General features: G+C 51.1%; 22 protein-coding genes. 16 read left to right on the forward strand and 6 right to left on the reverse strand.

What is annotated here, in order from left to right; all coding sequences use genetic code 11:
* Positions 1-71: 71 nt before the first annotated feature.
* The 3 genes from katG (at position 72) to DP119_RS15870 (ending at position 3,414) form a co-directional block, all read left to right on the forward strand.
* Complete coding sequence (katG, locus tag DP119_RS11880; RefSeq protein ID WP_112233381.1) at positions 72-2,321, forward strand: catalase/peroxidase HPI; 2,250 nt, start codon at positions 72-74, stop codon at positions 2,319-2,321.
* A gap of 208 nt (positions 2,322-2,529) precedes the next feature.
* Positions 2,530-3,207: a hypothetical protein gene (locus DP119_RS11885; RefSeq protein WP_112233382.1), complete on the forward strand. Its 678-nt coding sequence runs from the start codon at positions 2,530-2,532 to the stop codon at positions 3,205-3,207.
* Positions 3,208-3,237: 30 nt separating this feature from the next.
* A complete protein-coding gene (locus DP119_RS15870; protein WP_167399229.1) occupies positions 3,238-3,414 on the forward strand; it encodes a hypothetical protein in 177 nt (58 codons plus the stop codon).
* A 75-nt stretch (positions 3,415-3,489) separates the two neighbouring features.
* Here the strand turns inward: DP119_RS15870 and DP119_RS11890 are convergent, their stop codons facing one another.
* Complete coding sequence (locus DP119_RS11890; RefSeq protein WP_112233485.1) at positions 3,490-4,917, reverse strand: purine-cytosine permease family protein; 1,428 nt, start codon at positions 4,915-4,917, stop codon at positions 3,490-3,492.
* Between the two features lie 348 nt (positions 4,918-5,265).
* Here DP119_RS11890 and DP119_RS11895 point away from each other — a divergent pair, with 348 nt between their 5' ends.
* The 4 genes from DP119_RS11895 (at position 5,266) to DP119_RS11910 (ending at position 7,289) form a co-directional block, all read left to right on the forward strand.
* Positions 5,266-5,832, forward strand: a complete 567-nt coding sequence (locus DP119_RS11895) for a DUF4256 domain-containing protein (protein WP_112233383.1) — start codon at positions 5,266-5,268, stop codon at positions 5,830-5,832.
* 88 nt (positions 5,833-5,920) lie between these two features.
* The gene (locus DP119_RS11900; RefSeq protein ID WP_112233384.1) at positions 5,921-6,409 is read left to right on the forward strand and encodes an LURP-one-related/scramblase family protein; all 489 of its coding nucleotides are present in this window, start codon (positions 5,921-5,923) and stop codon (positions 6,407-6,409) included.
* 127 nt (positions 6,410-6,536) lie between these two features.
* Complete coding sequence (locus tag DP119_RS11905; protein WP_112233385.1) at positions 6,537-7,091, forward strand: hypothetical protein; 555 nt, start codon at positions 6,537-6,539, stop codon at positions 7,089-7,091.
* 27 nt (positions 7,092-7,118) lie between these two features.
* Positions 7,119-7,289 carry a Fe3+ hydroxamate ABC transporter substrate-binding protein gene (locus DP119_RS11910; protein ID WP_167399230.1) on the forward strand — a complete coding sequence of 57 codons (171 nt, stop codon included), beginning with the start codon at positions 7,119-7,121 and terminating at the stop codon, positions 7,287-7,289.
* A gap of 69 nt (positions 7,290-7,358) precedes the next feature.
* Here DP119_RS11910 and DP119_RS11915 read toward each other — a convergent pair whose 3' ends face one another.
* A complete protein-coding gene (locus DP119_RS11915; protein ID WP_112233387.1) occupies positions 7,359-8,288 on the reverse strand; it encodes an iron-hydroxamate ABC transporter substrate-binding protein in 930 nt (309 codons plus the stop codon).
* A 184-nt stretch (positions 8,289-8,472) separates the two neighbouring features.
* Between DP119_RS11915 and DP119_RS11920 the strand changes: the two genes are divergently transcribed.
* The 8 genes from DP119_RS11920 to mqo all read left to right on the forward strand — a co-directional run bounded on the left by DP119_RS11920 (position 8,473) and on the right by mqo (position 12,952).
* The gene (locus DP119_RS11920) at positions 8,473-8,817 is read left to right on the forward strand and encodes a DUF6176 family protein (protein WP_112233388.1); all 345 of its coding nucleotides are present in this window, start codon (positions 8,473-8,475) and stop codon (positions 8,815-8,817) included.
* Positions 8,818-8,996: 179 nt separating this feature from the next.
* Complete coding sequence (locus tag DP119_RS11925) at positions 8,997-9,236, forward strand: hypothetical protein (protein WP_112233389.1); 240 nt, start codon at positions 8,997-8,999, stop codon at positions 9,234-9,236.
* A 59-nt stretch (positions 9,237-9,295) separates the two neighbouring features.
* Positions 9,296-9,496 carry a hypothetical protein gene (locus DP119_RS11930; RefSeq protein WP_135449384.1) on the forward strand — a complete coding sequence of 67 codons (201 nt, stop codon included), beginning with the start codon at positions 9,296-9,298 and terminating at the stop codon, positions 9,494-9,496.
* Between the two features lie 189 nt (positions 9,497-9,685).
* Positions 9,686-9,892, forward strand: a complete 207-nt coding sequence (locus DP119_RS11935; protein WP_112233391.1) for a hypothetical protein — start codon at positions 9,686-9,688, stop codon at positions 9,890-9,892.
* Between the two features lie 39 nt (positions 9,893-9,931).
* Positions 9,932-10,132: a hypothetical protein gene (locus tag DP119_RS11940; RefSeq protein ID WP_112233392.1), complete on the forward strand. Its 201-nt coding sequence runs from the start codon at positions 9,932-9,934 to the stop codon at positions 10,130-10,132.
* A gap of 58 nt (positions 10,133-10,190) precedes the next feature.
* The gene (locus DP119_RS11945) at positions 10,191-10,754 is read left to right on the forward strand and encodes a DNA-3-methyladenine glycosylase I (protein WP_112233393.1); all 564 of its coding nucleotides are present in this window, start codon (positions 10,191-10,193) and stop codon (positions 10,752-10,754) included.
* An 85-nt stretch (positions 10,755-10,839) separates the two neighbouring features.
* A complete protein-coding gene (locus DP119_RS11950; RefSeq protein WP_112233394.1) occupies positions 10,840-11,109 on the forward strand; it encodes a hypothetical protein in 270 nt (89 codons plus the stop codon).
* 313 nt (positions 11,110-11,422) lie between these two features.
* Positions 11,423-12,952: a malate dehydrogenase (quinone) gene (gene mqo / locus DP119_RS11955; RefSeq protein WP_112233395.1), complete on the forward strand. Its 1,530-nt coding sequence runs from the start codon at positions 11,423-11,425 to the stop codon at positions 12,950-12,952.
* 116 nt (positions 12,953-13,068) lie between these two features.
* Here the strand turns inward: mqo and DP119_RS11960 are convergent, their stop codons facing one another.
* The 3 genes from DP119_RS11960 to DP119_RS11970 all read right to left on the reverse strand — a co-directional run bounded on the left by DP119_RS11960 (position 13,069) and on the right by DP119_RS11970 (position 15,212).
* Entirely contained in the window at positions 13,069-13,605 is a 537-nt protein-coding gene (locus DP119_RS11960) for an ECF transporter S component (RefSeq protein WP_112233396.1), read from the reverse strand.
* Between the two features lie 371 nt (positions 13,606-13,976).
* A complete protein-coding gene (locus DP119_RS11965) occupies positions 13,977-14,735 on the reverse strand; it encodes an SDR family oxidoreductase (protein ID WP_112233397.1) in 759 nt (252 codons plus the stop codon).
* Positions 14,736-14,762: 27 nt separating this feature from the next.
* The gene (locus DP119_RS11970; protein WP_112233398.1) at positions 14,763-15,212 is read right to left on the reverse strand and encodes an SRPBCC family protein; all 450 of its coding nucleotides are present in this window, start codon (positions 15,210-15,212) and stop codon (positions 14,763-14,765) included.
* Positions 15,213-15,371: 159 nt separating this feature from the next.
* Between DP119_RS11970 and DP119_RS11975 the strand changes: the two genes are divergently transcribed.
* Entirely contained in the window at positions 15,372-18,485 is a 3,114-nt protein-coding gene (locus DP119_RS11975; RefSeq protein WP_112233399.1) for a DEAD/DEAH box helicase, read from the forward strand.
* A gap of 440 nt (positions 18,486-18,925) precedes the next feature.
* On the opposite strand, the gene DP119_RS11980 is transcribed toward DP119_RS11975, so the two are convergent.
* Complete coding sequence (locus tag DP119_RS11980) at positions 18,926-19,684, reverse strand: purine nucleoside phosphorylase YfiH/LACC1 family protein (protein ID WP_112233400.1); 759 nt, start codon at positions 19,682-19,684, stop codon at positions 18,926-18,928.
* Positions 19,685-19,773: the final 89 nt, after the last annotated feature.

Here is a 19,773-nt window from a genome sequence, read left to right on the forward strand (position 1 = left end):
AATGCCCAGCAATACAAGTTTTATAATGGAAGTTTACTTTTTTTATTATCAATTAGGAGGTTTTTGACAAGATGGATAACAACGAACAAAAACGCCACACAGCTGCATCAGACGCGCAATGCCCATTCACGGGCGCCGGCGGGCAACAGCCGACGAGCCAAACGGGCGGACACCAGGACAGTGCCATCACGACTTCGAACAAGCCAGGCAAAACGCAAAATAAAGACTGGTGGCCGAATATGCTGAATTTGAATATCCTGCACCAGCATGACACGAAATCGAACCCTCTGGGGATCGAATTCGACTATAAAGCGGAATTCGAGAAATTGGATTACGATGCATTGAAACAAGATCTGCGCGACTTGATGACCAATAGCCAGGAATGGTGGCCGGCGGATTACGGCCATTACGGCGGATTGTTCATCCGCATGTCCTGGCACGCTGCGGGTACTTACCGTACAACGGATGGCCGCGGAGGCGGTTCTACAGGCAACCAGCGTTTCGCGCCGCTTAACAGCTGGCCGGATAACGTCAACTTGGACAAAGCGCGCCGTTTGCTTTGGCCGATCAAGAAAAAATACGGAAACAAAATCTCTTGGGCTGACTTGCTTGTCTTGACGGGCAACGTGGCACTTGAATCGATGGGCTTCAAAACGTTCGGATTCGGTGCAGGCCGTGAAGATATCTGGGCGCCTGAAGAAGACGTCTATTGGGGCAATGAAAAAGAATGGCTCGCGGATAACCGCTATTCCGGCGACCGCGAACTGGAAAACCCGCTCGCAGCCGTTCAAATGGGCTTGATCTATGTGAACCCGGAAGGCCCGAATGGCAAACCGGACCCGCTTGCAAGTGCAGTGGACATCCGCGAGACGTTCGCGCGCATGGGCATGAACGACGAAGAAACGGTTGCCTTGATCGCAGGCGGCCACACATTCGGCAAAGCGCACGGCGCTGGGGACCCGTCCAACGTAGGGGACGATCCGGAAGCGGCCGTCATGGAAAACATGGGGCTTGGCTGGAAGAGTTCATACGGCTCCGGAAAAGGCCGCGACACGATTTCAAGCGGCATCGAAGGCGCATGGACAGCCAATCCGACGCAATGGGACAACGGCTATTATGAGCAATTGTTCGAGTACGAGTGGGAACTGACGAAATCTCCTGCCGGCGCTTACCAGTGGACGGCAAAAGATCTATCTGAGCACCAGATGGCACCGGATGCGGAAGACTCGTCCATCAAAGTGAAAACGATGATGACAACTGCCGACATGGCGCTTCGTATGGACCCGGAATACGAAAAGATTTCACGCCGCTACTACGAGAACATGGAAGAATTCCAAGATGCGTTCGCGCGTGCGTGGTTCAAGCTTCTTCACCGCGACATGGGGCCGAAAGTCCGCTATTGGGGACCGGAAGTGCCGGAAGAAGAGCTGATCTGGCAAGATCCGGTACCGGCAGCGCCAGGTACGTTGTCTGACAAGGAATTGGATGAACTGAAAGCGAAAATCCTGGAAAGCGGCATCAACCCGCAGCAGCTCATCAAAGCGGCTTGGGCTTCTGCCAGCACGTACCGCGGTTCCGACAAGCGCGGTGGCGCGAACGGTGCGCGTATCCGCTTTGCGCCTCAGCGCAGCTGGGATGCAAACGAGCCGGCTGAATTGGAGAAAGTGCTCAGCTTCTACGAAGAATTGAAAGCAAGCACTGGCGGCAAAGTAAGCATTGCCGACTTGATCATCCTCGGCGGTAACGCAGCGATCGAACAAGCGGTCAAAGCAGCCGGTTTCGATATCGAAGTGCCGTTCACACAAGGCCGCGGAGACGCTCTCGAAGAGCAAACCGATGCTGAAAGCTTCAAAGTACTTGAGCCGCTATCCGACGGTTTCAGAAACTACCATAAGAAAGAATATGCAACAAGCCCGGAAGAAATGCTGTTGGATAAAGCGCAATTGCTCGGCCTGACAGCTCCGGAAATGACTGTATTGGTCGGCGGCATGCGCGCACTTGGCGCAAACCATGAAGGTTCTACAGCAGGCGTCCTGACTGACAACGTCGGCGTCTTGACCAACGACTTCTTCACGAAGCTATTGGACATGGACATCGAATGGACGCCGGTCGAGTTCAATAAATACGAAGGCAAAAACCGTGTAACCGGCGAAGCGGCCGGGACTGCAACACGTATCGACCTCGTATTCGGCTCGAACTCCATCCTGCGTGCGGTAGCTGAAGTGTACGCACAAGACGACAATAAAGAGAAATTCGTCCGCGACTTCATCAAAGCATGGAACAAAGTGATGAATGCCGATCGCTACGATTTGCAGAACTAAATCAGACAATGACTGGCCAGCATTTGCTGGCCGGTTTTTTTGTGGGTTCAAACCGGCTAGAAAGAGCCGGTTTCAGAAAAATGTAATTTCTTGTTTGGTTTAATGACAAACTGGAAACAAGAGCCATCATCTAAGAGCACATTTTTTCGGCACCGGACGCGTCACATCCATTGGGTTCAGTTCAAAAACGGTTAAGGAGAGGGTTGTATTGCCAAAAGGGAAAAGTTTCTACAAGAAGAGTTTGAGTGTGGGGGTTCTCGACTCGGCTTTGTTCATGGCGGGGTGCGGAACGGCAGATACCATCGCGGAACAGCCGGCAGAAAGTGAACAGGAAGAAGCGCAAACAACGACCGCTTCGGATGGTTCCGGCGAAACGGAACAACCGGAAGAAGCAGCAGGAGAAGCTGCAGAGGCAGATGAAGAGGAAACGCAAGCGCCAGAAGAAAATGCGGAAGCTGATGCTAGTGCAACCGATGAAGAAGGGGAAGCGGTGCCTGCAGACCAGAAGGGCATCACCATGCCGCTTCCGCTTGGAACGCCTCTGGCCGATTTAATTGAGCATTATGGCCAACCGACTTACGATGACTACTTCCTCGGGAGCCGGCTCGTCGTTTTTAACAAGGAAGACGGTTATTTCCTGGATGATGACAATATCGCCAAAGGGTTTTTTGTCGGCAATCCTGAGGTCTCGGTCTTCGATACCCGCATCGGCATGACCTTCGAAGAAATCGATGAGATTCTGGGGGCAAAAGGGGCAGTAGGATACGATCAGTCGGAAACCCAGTACTATCTCAACATCCACTACGTCGAGAACTACAAAATCACGTATTCTGCTGAAACGGAAGATGGGCCGGTAGTGGAAATAGTGATCATAAGAAGCAAATAAGAGCTGAAGCCTTCGTTAAGCGATAAAACCATGAACATCGTACGATTTACCTCAGTTTCGAGCCGGCCCATGAAGCTGCCAGGGAACTATACGAAAAACTTGGTTTTGTGGCAGACGGCCGCGTCATTGACGGGGAAATCGTCTATAAACTGGTTTATTGAAAAACGCCCGCTGCATCAAGTGATGCAGCGGGCGTTTTTGATGTGAAAAGGAGAAAGATAGTGCCTGTTGGTAAGTTGAGGAGATAATGGGTGTGTCTTCTTGCTATAAAATCATGGCTAATTATTTGCCGGAACGGGTCGCGATATGGTCTTCGATGTCCACATCAGCCGGTTCCGTTTTCATGTAGTACTTGCCCTTTGTCAGGGCCGCCAGCACCACTGTCAGAATTGCAGCGAGCACAGCGGCGAAGAAAGCCGCTGTATTTTGCAGGAACGGCCCTATATAGCCGAGTGCCGCAAACGTGCCGAGGCCGCTTGAAATGACCAATGCAACAACGCCTACAGGGTTCCATTTATACAGGTATTCCTGGCGGGCTTCATAGAACAAGGGCCCGATTTTCAGCCATTTCTTGACGATCATGGCATCCGCGACGATGACTGCTGCCCAGGCGAGCAAAAAGACGCCCTGGAAGGTCATCGCAGTACCAAGATGGTCGACAATGCCGCCGAGCATCAAGGCAATGGCGGACAAGGCCGTGACGACAATCCAGAACCGTCTGCCAGGCGTAAAATTGAAAATGTTCTCGAAAAAGTTCGACAGCGACAAGGAACCGCTATAAATGTTCGTGATATTGATGCGCAGCTGCGTAAGCAAAGTGAACATGACCCCGCCGAAGCCGAGCAATAGCACGATATAGACGCCCGGATTGGATTCACCGAGGCGCACGCCGAACCAGATGCCAAGGCCGCCCATGACGCCAAAGCAGAAAATCTGCGGGATGAAGCCGATCATGACCGACCCGAGCTTGACGTCTTTCGGTTTCAGGAAGCGTGCATAATCCGAAGCAAGCAGGGCCGTCAAGCCCATGATGCCGTGCTGCATGCCGATGCACAGTAATAATGCCGCACCGCCCACTTGCACGCCTTCCGGCAAATAAGTCCAGAACGCGCCGTCATAGCCCGACGGCGTGTTGAAGGTGACGATGATGGTGACCAGGAGGAACACCAGGAAAATCGGCAAAGACCATTTTTGCAGTTTGTCCAATTGTTTGATACCAAACCAATTGAGTGGAATGACCAGAAGCCCAAAAAAGATGATGAGCGCCCATTCGGGGATAGAGGGGAAGAACGTATGGACTGCGGCGACCAGGATCAGGCCTTCGAATGCGCAGTACATGATAAAGTTTGATGCGTAGATTAAGGAGGTCAAAGAGGCTCCGATATAACCAAATCCACCACTTCTGGATAATAGATTGACATTCATCCCTGATTTTGCCGATAGATAGGCAATAACCGTCCCGAGAATCCCTGCAACAATAATCGCGTAAACAGCGGAAATAATGGCGTTCACAGCCCCGAATTGAAGGGCCATGACACTGCCGGTCTGGAAGTAGAATATAGCAGTCGCGATTCCGAACGTGATGTTGGTGATGCTGAGCCAGCCCATCTTCCGTTCTTCGCGCGGCACACGGTCCAAGGAATAATCATCTTGCCCTTCTGCCTGTTTTTTAACATTTAAGTCCATGGCTTCGTCTACAGTAGTAATCATTTCTTTCGTGATATCGATCATCTCCTATATATCCTCATTATCACTCCTGCCCATTTTTATTCTTTCTGCCACAATTTTCACTATATAAGCATAACAAAGAATTAAGTGAAATTGTTCACGATATGCTGATTTTTAATATTTTATTGATAAATTTCTTTTATCTTAGAGGATTTAAGTTATGACACCATAGAAAATAAGAATAATTTATTAGGCGATAGCCATCAGCCCGGCGAAAATTAAGTGAATCTTTCCCCGGCGACTTGCCGTAAATAAAGGAAATCAGGATGAAATAGCCAACTCCATATACAGGTCATCTATGCGGTGAAAAGGAAAGGGAGGAGAAGAGCAATGGCACAGCCTCAAGAGTATCTAACCGATGAACAGCAGCGAACTCTGCTCGAAGCCTTGAAACAGCGCTTTGAGGAAAATGAACAGCGCCACGAGAAGATGGGGTGGGATAATGTCCTGCTGAAGCTGGGTGAAAATCCGCAGAAGTTGGCGGTCTTGCATCGGATGGAGGAGACCGGCGGTGAGCCGGATGTGATCGGTTATGAAACCGAGACAGGCATGTTCTTGTTTTGTGACTGTTCAAAAGAAAGCCCTGCAGGACGCAGAAGCCTTTGCTATGACCGGGCTGCGCTTGAATCCCGGAAAAAGAACAAGCCCGAAAATTCGGCAGTCGACATGGCAGCTGAGATCGGAATTGAATTATTGACCGAAGAACAATACCGCACGCTTCAAACCCTGGGCGAATTCGATTTGAAGACTTCGAGTTGGCTCGAGACCCCTGAAGCTATCCGGGAACGCGGCGGCGCAATCTTTGGCGACTGCAGGTACGGCCAGGTTTTCGTTTACCATAACGGAGCGGATTCCTATTACGCGGCAAGAGGCTTCCGTGGGATCTTGAAAGTGTAAAAGCCCTAAGATGTTTCACGTGGAACAAGTAGGTGGGACGTAAAAATATAGTGGAACCACAAGAGTAGAAAAAGAAGGGGCGTTAGTGATGAAGCAACTCTATATTAAACAGAAAGTGTTCAGTTTGAGCGAAAAATTCACCGTGAAAGACGAGCAGGAGCGGGACCGTTATTTCGTGGAAGGGAGTTTTTTGAAAATCCCGAAGACCTTTTCGATCTTGGATGCAGAAAGCCGGGAAATCGGGCTGATCACGAAAAAGACTTTCAGTTTCTTGCCGACTTTCTTTGTGGAAGTGGACGGGCAGGAGGCGGTCATGATCAAGAAAGAGTTCACTTTTCTAAAGCCGCGCTATGCTATTGAAGCGGAAGGCATCGATGTGCAAGGAAACTGGTGGGAAATGACTTTTGACATCCTGCGGCATGGGGAAGTGATCGGCTCGGTGAGAAAGCAATGGCTCAGCTGGGGAGATACGTATCAAGTGGATATCCTGGACGAAACGATGGAACATCTTATCATTTCGCTCGTTGTGGCGATTGATTGCGTAAAAGCGGACCAAGCTGCGGCTGCTTCCGGTTAAAGCTGATAAGGCAACTATATTGACGGCCATTTTATAATTCGTGGCCGTTTTTTATCATTCTTAAAATGCCAGAAAATTGAAACTTACCGCTCCCTTTTCCGTATTATGGAGAAAGGAGGCGGACGGGATGCAGAGAGGAGTAAGTAAACTGAAGCTGGCATTGGCCGGGCTCGTATTGCTTGCGGCATTTTTCGCTGTTTCAGGCTGTATGGAGGCAAAAGCGGATGACCCGAATATGGAGGCCATTGAACGTGTATTGGAACTGCAATTCAATGGGCCAGACGAAGAATTTTTAGAAGCGATGTGGAATCCTGCCAACAAACAAATCGTGGACGGTGTCGAAGTGAATGAAGCCTTCGGGCGGCAGGTAGACGAAAAATACGGAGCCTACTTCACGGATAGTGAACTAGATCAGTTCATGCGGGTGTTCGGTACATATTTTCCAGGGTTAGCTGATATTTTCGGTTACGAGCTGCGCTTGGAAGATGTGGATATCGAGTTGAGCGAGACGGTGGCGAACCGCTACTTGTTCACGGCAGAAGTGGGCTTTCAGCAAAAAGGCGGAAAAGAGCAGCATGCTGAAGTGGAAGGCGTCGTCCTTTTCTCGACCGTCCAAGAAGGCAAAATCGCCAAGTTCACGTATACAGGCGACCAAGGGTTGTCGGATCGATTAAAGCAATAGCGAGGGCAGAAAGCGGGAGGTGTGGCCATGTTCACTGAAGCACCGAAATGCCAAGTGTGCGGCAAGGAAATCGAGGGCGGCGAACCGGTGCATATCCATATGCACTATCCGAAGCGCAAAGGGTTTACGGAAATTAAGGCTTATTTAAAAACCGAAGCGCAGTTTACGTGCGATGCTTGCTTCAAAAGCAAAAAATAAAGAAAGCACCCGTTCGAACGGCTTCCGGGGGGGAATGGAAGGCCGTTCGAACGGGTGCTTTCAATTGGGTTAGTTTTCGGCCAGGAATCCTTCTTCAAAGACGCCGAGCAGATGTTCAAGCGTGATCGGGTCGCTGTATGTCGAAGCTTTCGTATCGATTTCGATGACGCGTTCTTCGCTTACGGCAGGGATGCTGTTCCAGACATCGGTTTCCATAAACGAATTGTCGACATCCGGGTTCTTGCTGAGCACGACATAATCGCCGGCAAAGCCAGGAAGAACTTCCTGCGAGAACGTGTAGACGCCCGCCTCAAGCGCCAGTTCCTCGACTTTTTCAGGCATGGCCAAGCCCATTTCCTGATAGAGGATTTCGGTGCCGCGTGCGTAATTATCACCGAATACGTAAAATTCCTTATTGCCACTTTCGATGACCGAAACAGTGGCGTCTTCACCGATCTTGGCGCGGATCTCTTCGCCGGCAGCTTGAGCACGGCTTTGGAAATCAGCAACCCAATCGGAGGCCTCCTGTTCCTTATTGAGCAACTTGCCGATTTCGACTTGCTGCTCCAAATAACCGCGCTTGCCCCAAGTGAAGGCGACAGTCGGCGCGATGTCACCCATCTTGTCGAGGTTTTTCATATGGGAGCCTGTAATGATGAGGTCCGGGTCCAATTCGATGATTTTCTCCAGATTGTCTTCGGTGACGATTTCCACATCAGCCAGCATGTCCTCAAAAAGCGGGTTGGCATTGGTCCATTCATCGATGCCGACGACCTGGCCTTCAAGCGCCAAGACGTTAGGCCCGTTCGTCAGTGCAATGATGCGCTGCGGATCTTTCGGCACTTCAACCGGACCTGTCTCCGATTCGTATGTAAATGTTTCTGCTGCGGCCTGTCCCGGTTCTGCAGAGCCCGTATCTTCAGCCGATTCGGCAGCCCCGCAAGCTGCTAGTACGGCCAATAGCAGTAAAAGCGCGAGCAATAGTCCTGTTTTCTTCAAGGTTTCCTTCTCCTTTATTGGCAAACGATCAATCAATAATGATAATCATTTTCAATTAGATTCTAGTTTAATCCTACTTCTCTGCTCGTGTATTGTCAATAAACTTACGGAAGAGAATTTTGCCAAGCTTGTTGTTTTCTGCCAGATTGTGAAATGTTGAAAATTTTTAAAGGAAGTGATTCGAATGGATGTTGAGTTGACACGGTTTCGCGTGAAAAAAGGAAAGTCAGAAGTGGTGGACGAATGGCTGAAGTTCTTGAACGATTACATGGAAGAAGTTCTCGTTACCTTAGAAGGGGAGAAGATGTACGTCGAGACGATTTTCCGGGAAACGCTGGACGGGGCTGAGTATTTGTATTGGTATTCGGTGCAGGGGGAAGGCGGGCAGGCGGTGGAAACCTCAACGCATTGGATCGACGAAAAACACATGGCATACTGGCAAGAATGCATCGATCCTGATTTTGAAGCCGTCGATTTATCGGTCGAAGCGATCATGATTCCCCGCCATATCCGAAATCATATGAAATAAGGCGGGCTAAAGCAGGAGCCGCGTTCTTTTTTATGAAAACGACTATCTATTTCCTCAAATTTCCATCTTCATATTCCTTTGATTCCTTAAAAATGATAGGATGAAAAAAATGGGAATTTATAGACTGCCCGGATGCGCCAATACGCATTGGAGCAGTTGCGTAAGAATGGGGAATAGCGATGCTGAAAATAATTCGGATTATCCTTCAATTAAGTGTTATCGGAATAGGAAGCTATACATTATTTACCGAAAAATTGGTTTCGACGCCGCTCGTCATGCTGCTCGCGGGATTGTTCATGCTCGTTGCAGGATTCGAACGGATCGAGAAAAACCAAAAAGAATTCTGGGGTTATGCTTTCGTGGTCATTTCGCTGTTTTTATTGACTGTCTCATGGCAAAACTTGTTCTTGGCGACTTAACTAAGGCCTAATCAGATATGAAATGGGGGAGCGGGATGTCGAATATGGAGATGTTTGGAATGGGCAGTTGGGTGGGCATCGTTTCAGCCCTTTTATTTGTAGCCAGCTTTTACTTTACGTTAACGTTTTTCGAGCAATTGAAATCGGAAGATGGGCGCGTGAGCAAACAAGCGAAAATCGCAGCCGTGATTTGTTTAGCCGTCGCGTTATTGCTGCCGGCTGTTTATCAGCTGTATTTTGTCAATGAAATGATGCGATAGACGTATCGCTTGAAAACCCAAAAGCCGAAACCCTTACGACGAAGGGCTTCGGCTTTTTGTTGAGTTGAATGAGTATTAATTTCAAGCAGATTTATGAAAGAAACCCTCAATATTGACTGTATGCGGCGATAAAGGGTTTTCCATGAGGTTTGTAGAAGTTTACACCAAGATTGGAAGGGGATATGAATTGTGGATAATATGATGATGTTCAATATAGGCGATATCATTGCAACGTTCTTCCTCCTGGGCTTTTTCATTTTGGCGATCGTGCTGGTAGTAGCTGCCGTAAAGTCATCGGCCAACAAGAACAAAAAGCTGCATGCGGATGAAACGGATTTGCAAAAGCGCATCAAGGCACTGGAATTGCGCGTTAAAAAACTGGAGAATGAACAGTGAAAAGAACCTAAGGATCGATAGCGAAAGGGGGAAATAAAAATGGAAATGCCTGGTGGAATCACGGTAGCACTCATCATCTTTGGCCTTTTTCTGCTCATTACCGGATTGTTGGTCGGCAGTATCCTCATGATGCTGAGAAAGAGTAAGTCCAATAAAGTGGACGATGTGCCGGATCAGGAAACGCCTGTAAAGAGCATTAAAGTGGAAGAGCGGGAAACGCAAGAAGATGACAAACGGTAAGAAGCGGGAATCATGGCCGCTTCTTTTTTCTTAGAAGAAAACAGAAAGAGGTGCTCCCATGGCACAATGCGCATGGCCAAAAGGCGATGAAATGATGCAGGCATATCACGACAAGGAATGGTGCCGCCCAAGCCGCGACGATCGTTATTTATTTGAAATGCTGAGCTTAGAAGGCGCCCAGGCAGGACTGTCCTGGCAAATCGTGCTGTCGAAACGCGGCAGCTACAAAGACGCTTTCCGCAATTTCGATATAGGATATTGCGCCGGTCTGACAGACGAAGAGCTCGCCGATATCAAGGAACAGCACGGTGTGATCAAACACGGCGCCAAGCTCGAATCGGTCCGCACGAATGCAAGGGCGGTAAAAGCGCTCCAATCCGAATTTACGAGTTTCGCAGCGTATCTCTGGAGTTTTACGGATGGCAAAGCGGTGATCAACGAATGGCAATCGGACGGGGAGATTCCCGCCCAGTCAGAGTTGTCAGTAAAGATCAGCAAGGAGTTAAAAAAGCGCGGTTTTAAATTTGTCGGACCCGTCACGGCCTACTCATTCCTTCAGGCAATTGGCATGATTGACGACCATTTGATCGGCTGCCCATTCCACACGATGAACCGAAAATAGACAGGCAAAAAAATTGGGAACTGTTGGAATTCTATATGGGCATATTTGTGCTATTATGTTAAAATATGGAAAAGGGGTGAGCGGGATGAAATTTGTGTGCCAGGCAACGGCCGGGGCGATTATGGCCCATCTTCTGTATTGGATTGTTACATTTGCGGTCGGGTACGCGAAGACGGCGCTGTATCAGCCGAATATCGGAGCGTTATGGGCGAATGAGAACGTGCTGCAGCCGGAAGTGCCATTCGGCTATACAGGTTCTCCGGTTTGGTATATGGCAAGCTTTCTCGCCACGGCTTTGCTGATCTGGTGCCTGCTTGCCCTCTACAAGAAGGCCGCCTCCAAGCCGGGCTGGTGATATTCAAGGGCGTAGAATGCGTTGCAGAGACTGCCGTCGGGACGGTTTCTTTTTGGGTTGGGCGCAGATTGCGCGAGGAAACGAGACGCTAGTTCGGCGGTCGATTCCGCGGCTTCAGTGCAGGAATCCGCTTTTTCACCTCACAGCTTTGTGTAAAAGGCGTATTTTCTTTAATCCTTACGCAAAATGCTTTATAATTATCTGTTAGTAGTAGAAATTTTGTGTCAAAAAGGCATACAATAGATGATGGATTTAACACGGAAGCGGCGGACCCGAAAAGCCGCTAATACTCGCGTAGAAAAGGAAGGTATACATGAGCAATAGAGAAACTGATACAGATGTAATCTTAATCGGTGCCGGTATTATGAGTGCGACGCTGGGGATTCTCCTGAAAGAATTGTCTCCGGACATTAAAATCAATGTGTTCGAGAAATTGTCGAGCCCTGGCGAAGAAAGTTCGAATGAATGGAACAATGCCGGTACAGGCCACGCAGCCCTTTGTGAATTGAATTATACGAAAGAAAAGCCGGACGGCACGATGGATATCAGCAAAGCCATCGACGTCAACGAACAATTCCAGGTATCGGCCCAGTTCTGGTCCCATCTCGTGAAAACAGGCTTGTTGAAGAACCCGGAAGAATTCATCCGCCCGCTTCCGCACATCAGCATGGTGCAAGGCGAAGACAATATCCGTTTCCTGAAAAAACGTTTTGACGCAATGGCTAAAAACCCGCTCTTTACAGGTATGGAATTTTCCGATGACCCGGAAGTGCTGAAAGAATGGATGCCATTGATCATGGCCAACCGCAAAGACGACGAGCCGATCGCGGCGACGAAAATCGATACGGGCACAGACGTCAACTTCGGTGCCTTGACGCGCATGCTGTTCGACCGTCTCGTGAAAGAAGACGTCAACGTGCATTACCGCCACATGGTGCAGGATTTGAAGCAGATGAAAGACGGGCGCTGGTTGCTGAAGATCAAAAACCTTGAGACCGGCAAACTCGATGTACACACAGCGAAATTCGTCTTTATCGGCGGCGGCGGGGCGAGCATCCACTTGCTCCAGAAATCCGGCATCCCGGAATCGAAACATATCGGCGGATTCCCGGTCAGCGGCCTGTTCATGGTCTGCAACAATCCGGAAGTCATCGAACAGCATCACGCGAAAGTCTACGGCAAAGCGAAAGTCGGCGCACCGCCGATGTCCGTGCCTCACTTGGATACACGCTTTATCGACGACAAGAAATCCTTGTTGTTCGGGCCATTCGCAGGCTTTACGCCGAAGTTCCTGAAAACCGGTTCTTATATGGACCTTGTGGCCTCGGTCAAGCCGAATAATGTCTTGACGATGCTGTCAGGCGGGGCGAAGAACTTGTCGTTGACACAATACCTGATTCAGCAAGTCATCCAGTCGAAAGAGCAGCGCATGGACGAGCTCCGTGAGTTCATCCCGAATGCGAAGAGCGAAGATTGGGATCTCGTTGTCGCAGGGCAACGCGTCCAAGTCATCAAAGATACCGATGCAGGCGGCAAAGGTACGCTGCAATTCGGTACGGAAGTCGTCAGCTCGGCAGACGGCACAATCTCGGCACTTCTTGGCGCATCCCCGGGGGCATCGACAGCGGTCCACGTCATGCTTGATGTACTGGCACGCTGCTTCCCTGAAGATTTGGCGAAATGGGAGCCGCAAATCAAGGAAATGATTCCGTCTTACGGCAAATCCTTGATGAACAACGAAGAGCTATTGAAACACGTCCATAAATACACAGCAGAAACGCTGGATTTAAATGAAGTGAAACCGGCCGACCATGCGCCGGAAGATTTGACACCGCAAATTTAATCGTTTAGAAAACCGCTGAGAAATTCTCAGCGGTTTTTTGTATCAGTCGGGAGCCAGTTCCAAAAGAGCCGATAGAAAACCCCCTGCCGATTTTTCGGGAGGGGGTTTGTTTGTGCTTAATTTCTGAAATAAGGTGTTTTCTTCAAGGCTGCAACGACCGGGATGGCAAGTGCCAGGCCGACTGCGTTTTGGACCAGGTTTCCTGGGATAGAAGCTGCTGGGATGATCCAGCTGCTGAAGATGATCGCTTCACCGATATAGTAGATAGCGACCATGACAGGAATGGATAGAGCTGCAGCCAGGATGTTGAAGCCGAGGCTTTCACCGCCGCGCCCGCCGGACCAGGCGATTTTCCCGACCAGGTAGCCTTGCAAGCCGCGTGCAACGATGGTGATCGGCGCCCACAGCGTCCAGCCTGATACTAAATCGAAGAGCCCCATGCCGACAGCGCCGGCGATGGCGCCTTTTTTCGGCCCGAACAATAGAGCTGCCGTGAACAGCATCGTCGTGCCGAGGTGGACCAGCCCGCCGTTTGCCGCGATCGGCAAGCGGATATTGAGCAGCATCGTGGCTACGAAGACAAGTGCGATGAGCATCGAAGTGATGATCAAATCATAGGTTTTGGAACTGGAATAAGTCGTGGTTTTCTGCATGAAACGATTCCTTCTTTCTTGGCCACCCGCCAGGCGCAATGCCTTTTCGTAATGCCATATAGTTTTGAACTACTGTAGCAAGGAATTGACCCAGTTAAAAGTATCAATTCCGAATAATTTTTAGGGGCCAGTTTTAAGGGCGGATGCATGTGTTGGGGTTCCTGGAGTTGACAGGGCGCGGCGCATAGGCTATTGTTAACTACGCGATGAGCTAAGTTGCATAAGACGGACAGGCATTCCTTTACGGAACACGTTGTGGAGCGTGGCCTGATACGCCGCAGCTATATCGATACATCCCGCATTCATGCGGGATGTTTTTTTATGCCAAAAAACCCGTGCGCCGGAATTCAGCGCACGGGTTTTCAATTGGTTCAATAAGCCAGCCAGCCGGAATCGGCAGTGATGACGGTACCGTTGACGAAGCTCGATTCATCGGAAGCGAGGAACAAGGCGACATAGGCGATTTCATCCGGTTTGCCCATGCGCGGGTTGACCGCCATGCCGGGTTGCGTGCGGCCCATGCCGAATTCGCTGATATGGGTCATCGTGGAGCCGATATTGGTCTCGACGCCGCCGGGGGCGATCGCATTGCAGCGAATGCCGCTATTGGCATACATAAAACCGGTGTTTTTCGTGAAGCCGACGACGGCATGTTTCGATGCGGTATAGGTGGCCCCGGCCCGCGCTCCTTGCAAGCCGCCGGCGGATGCGATATTGATGATGTTGCCGGAGCCTTTTTCGAGGAACACTTTCAGCGCTTTCCGGGTAGCGCGCATGACCCCTGTCGTGTTGATCGCGAATATGCGCTCCCAGCTGTCGTCTTCGATATCTGCGGCCGCTTCGAAATTGTCCATGATGCCCGCATTATTGACGAGGATATCGAGCGTGCCGAATTCAGCGGCGGTACTGTCGACAAGTGTTTGGATGTCGTCTTCTTTCGCGACATTGCAGGCGATGGCGATGGCCTCGCCCCCTGCGGATTTGATTTCTTCCACAACCGCATCGGCCCCTTCTTGGTTGATGTCGGAGACGACGACTTTCGCTCCTTCTTTGGCGTACAAAATGGCGATGGATTTCCCCATGCCCGAAGCTGCGCCAGTGACGATCGCTACTTTTCCTTCCAGTCTCATCTGATTCATCCTTTCGGCAACTAGATTTTAACGGCCCAATTCACAGGCCGCTTTAAGGTTTTCAAGCGTGTGGCGAAGGGTGTTCCGCTCCAGCCGGTCATAGACGAGGCGCTCGGTGAAACGGTCGAAAGCGCTGTGCGGCAAGTCGATTTCCAGTTCGAAGACGGCTTCCGTTCCGCCGTCCATTGAGCGGTAATGGCTCTTTTGATGGGCAGTGAAGCTGCCCGTGATGATGCCTTCCCAAAACCCTTCATCACCGCTGCGTTCACAGCGGATTACATTGATCGTGACGGGGAAGCGCAAGCCGACGATGGAAAACACCGTCTCGACTTCAGTGCCTGCTTCGCCGGTTCCGTCGATTCTTTCCGGTTTCGATAAATGATTGTAGAAACTCGTCCAGTTCCCGGGCTTCTTGGCGAACTGGAACACTTCGTCGATCGGCGCTTGGATGAAGATGCTTTGATGGGCGCGAGCCATTGATATCCCCCCTTGGAATCAAGCTGTCGATTAATATCTGAAAATTAAGTTTATTATAAGTCGAAAGCACTTCCTGTGTAAAGCTCATCCGCTTGAAGACGATTGCCGCATGCCGGATAATGGAAGCATGACATCATCACGCAGAAGAAAGGGGCCGCTATGGAATTTTGGATCAGCGATAAACACATCCGCAAACTATGCGGCCAGGCTGCCTATAAAAAAGGCCAGGCATTTCAAATGGCCGGGAAAGTCCGCATCACAGAAGCCAACGACCAGTCCATAACAGCCGTCGTCGAAGGGCGCAGTTCATTCCACGTCAAGCTGGCCCGCTCACAAGCCGGTACGATCCAGGCGGAATGCAGCTGCCCGCCTGTCGGGTTCATCCATACCTATTGCCATCACATTGCAGCAGTGATGATCGCCGCAGAAGAACTCGGCCAGCGGGAGCGCCCGCTGGCTGAGCGGATGTTCGGCTTGTTTGATGAAGACGATAAGCCTTCTGCCCGTTTGCACCGGTTCGACCGGCGCGTGCCGTATCACGTCGAAGCCACTGTACGCAGCGGCGGCAAAGGGCAATTGGCGCTGACGTTCAGAAGCGGCACGGCCATCCTGAAAAATGTCCGGGATCCCCTGCGCTTCGTATCGGCCCTGTCGAACGGCCACTACGAAGAGACCGCGGCGATTCCGTACGACCCAGGCCGCCATGCGCTCGAACAGCCGGCCCTGGAGCTGCTGCAAGTACTCGATAAAAGCAACCCGCAGCAGGATGAAGAGGGGAAATGGATTGTGTCCGCAAGCGATTGGGAGCGTTTGTCTCCGGTGCTTCGCGAGATGGCGCATGCCAAATTCGAGAATCCATTCGGGGAAGTGCTGCCGTTTCACGTGACGGATACATTGCCGGTGTCGTTTCGACTGGATCATGGCAAGGGCGGATACCGCTTGATTGTCCGGGGGTTGGAGCGACTGGAAATCTTTCCGAAATACGGTGTCGCCCTGACGGAAGAATCGATTGTCCAGCCTGCCGCAGCCGATATGAAGCGTTTGTCAGGCTTGCAAGAATTGATGCAAGGGGCAGGCGAAGAGCTGCCGATCGACGAGAGCCGAGTCGCCCATATGATGAAGACTGTCTTGCCGGGGCTGGAAAAGCTCGGGCCGGTCATCGTGACTGAACAGGCGATTGAGAAAATCGGGGAAACGCCGCTACGCGCGAAACTGTATCTCGACCGCGTGCGCAGCCGATTGCTCGCAGGGATTGAATTTCATTACGGCCAATTGGTCATCAATCCGTGCGAAGAGCCGGAAGGAACATACCGGCAGTACCCCGGCGTGTTCCGCCAGCTCGACAAGGAACGGGCCATCATGGAGTTGATGGAGTCGGGAGGGCTGACGAAGACGGACGGCGGCTTTTACTTGCAGGATGAGGAAGCGGAATACGATTTTCTCTATGATACGGTGCCGCTGCTCGAAGAATGGCTCGAGGTCTATGCGACGACTTCAGTGAAAATGCGCATCCAGAAAACTTTGCCAGGGCCGAAAATCCGCGTCAATTTGCCGAAAGACCGAACCGATTGGCTGGAGTTCCGCTTTGATCTGGGAGGCATACCGGAAGAAGAATTGCGTGGGATCATCCGTGCCATCCGGGAGAAAAAGCGCTATTTCCGCATCCCTAACGGTACGTTAATGTCGCTTGAAACCCCGGGTATGGCAGCGTTTGAGGAGTATTTGGCTGCCATGAACATCGATGAAGATAATTTTGAGCGCGTCCAGCGCATTCCGCTGCTGGAAGGCATGCGGCTCGCCGGGAGCCTCGAAGAGCACGAGTTATCGGAGACCGGGACGGAATTTGCGCGCTTGCTGAAAGAGCTGCACCATCCATGGGCGCAAGCAGAACAATTGCCGGCGCATTTTGAAGCTGTTTTGCGTGATTACCAAAAGCGCGGCTTCAGCTGGTTCCGTTTGCTTGCGAAATACGGGTTCGGCGGCATATTGGCGGATGAGATGGGGCTCGGCAAGACTGTCCAGAGCATCGCATTCGTGCAATCGGTGCTGGAAGACATCCGCATGAGCGATGAGCCGGCGCTGATCGTTGCGCCTTCTTCGCTCATGTACAATTGGCAAGCCGAATTCGAGCGCTTTGCACCGGGGATCCGCACGGTCATCGTCGACGGCCCGAAAGCAAAGCGGGCACAATCCTTGAAAAAGCCGGGGGATGTGTACATCACATCCTATCCGGCGCTGCGGATGGACCGGGGGGCGTATAAAGGCTGGACCTTCCATACGATTTTCTTCGATGAAGCGCAAGCCTTCAAAAATCCAGCGACGCAAACCGCGAAAGCCGTGAAAGAACTAGACGCCCGGCATCGTTTCGCGCTCACCGGGACGCCGATCGAAAACTCGCTCGATGAATTATGGTCGATTTTCAACGTCGTCTTCCCGGTGCTGCTTCCGGACCGCAGCCAATTCGCGGAACTGCGCAACGCGGATATCGCGAAGCGCGTACGGCCGTTCCTGCTGCGCCGGACGAAAGCCGAAGTGCTCGGGGAAGTACCGCAAAAGATTGAACGCATCGAGCATTCCGAGCTCCACGAAGAACAGAAGAAACTGTACACGGCGTATTTGACGGAACTGCGCCACGAAGCCTTGAAGCATCTGCGCGACCACAGCATGCGCAAGAACCGCATCCGCATTCTTGCGGGACTCACGCGCTTGCGGCAATTGTGCTGCCATCCGTCATTGTTTGTGGAAGACTACTCAGGCGGCTCGGCGAAATTCGAGCAATTGCTGGAAATTTTGGAAGAGGCGCGCCTGACCGGCCGCCGCGTATTGGTGTTCTCCCAGTTCACGGGCATGCTCAACATCATCGGGCAGTCGCTTTTGCGCTCAGGAAGGTCTTATTTCTATTTGGATGGCTCGACGCCGCCGAAAGAGCGTGTGGAATTATGCGATCGCTTTAATGAAGGCGAAGAGGACTTGTTCTTGATTTCCTTGAAAGCAGGTGGAACCGGGCTCAATTTGACGGGGGCCGATACGGTCATCTTGTATGACTTGTGGTGGAACCCGGCTGTAGAACAGCAGGCGGCGGACCGTGCGCACCGGATGGGGCAGAAGCGGGAAGTGCAGGTGCTGCGGCTGGTGGCGAAAGGGACTATCGAAGAGAAGATGTACGACCTGCAGCTGCGCAAGCAGGATTTGGTGGATGAGATGATCCAATCCGGTTCAGAAGCCGTGCAGTCGATGAGTGAAGAGGACATCCGGGAGATTTTGATGATTTGAATGAAATATAGACAATCATCTGAGATTGCGCTTCGTTGGAAATCGAATTTTCTGGTGCTTACCCCTTTGTTTTACAGGCAGTGAAAAGGTTCCTAGCTTTCAGGAGTTATAAAGAAAATTCATCAACTGCTTTTTCGACAGTAAAGCGATAATTACCGCTTACTTTTTCTGCTAAGCTTCGTTCCGGCATGTGAACAGCAAAGAAGCGGTTCCTTTGTTGCATGTTGAATCCAACGAAATCAAAAAGCAGTCTCGCGCATAGGGGTGAAGCGAAGTAATGAGACAGCGGGTTTCTGGCTCATTGCGAAAGCTCAACCCCAAGCGAGGCTGCGACTATTTATATGATGAATAAACAGTTGCTGCTCACAAAACAAAAAAGTTTAGCTATCGCACATACTCTAAACACACAAAAAGCTCTCCCTACGCGGAAGAGCTTTTTGTCATTTCTTAACGATGTAAGCCATATGGCGGCCGCATTGTCTGTCTTCGCGGTAGGAGAAGCCGTCGGGACTTTTGAATGTGCAGTTCCGGTCGACGTCGATGTGTTCGGCAGGGATGCCGGCACGTTCCAGCTGGGTTTTGACGGTGAGCTGGTTGTCGATATGGTATTTTCCCGTTTCTTCATTGAATTCGATGAACGGGCTGGCATAGCCGAGCGCTTTGAATTTTACGTAGACGTCTTCGTCCACTTCGAATTTCCCCTGGCTGAGCGCCATGCCGATTTGGACCCGGAATCCTTCCGGAGCGCAGCTTTCATTGGCAATTAAATGGGCAAATAAGTGCGGCACGAGTTCTTTCACGGTGCCTTGCCAGCCGGAATGCACGGCACCAATCAACCCTTCCGTTACGTGGTTGAACGTCACCGGCACACAATCGGCAGTGAAGCTTCCCAGGACGAGCCCCCGTTCACGTGTATAGAGCGCGTCGGTGTCTTGAATCGCATCTTCCATCGTCCGGGCCCCCTTGCCTCCGTCCGCATGCGATACTTTTCGGAAATGGTTGCTGTGGGTCTGTTTGGCACAGACGAGTTCATCAAGCGTGTAGCCGAGCGAGGAAAGCAAGGCTTCCCGGTTGGCCAGCGAATGTTTGCGCTTATTTCCTGCGTGGAGCGCCAGGTTATTGTCATCGTTTGCCTGCGGGTCTTTTATGGTTATGCCCGCTGTATAGGAATCGTTGTCGATGTAAGTTTTTCGGTTCACGGTTATCCCCTCCGCTCCCATTGTAGCGGAGGCGCCATATCTTCGCCAATAAGCCGCGGGGAAGTTCGGCTTATTCGTTTTCCCGGAGC

This window comes from Planococcus maitriensis, from assembly GCF_003289925.1.
Lineage (GTDB): Bacteria > Bacillota > Bacilli > Bacillales_A > Planococcaceae > Planococcus > Planococcus maitriensis.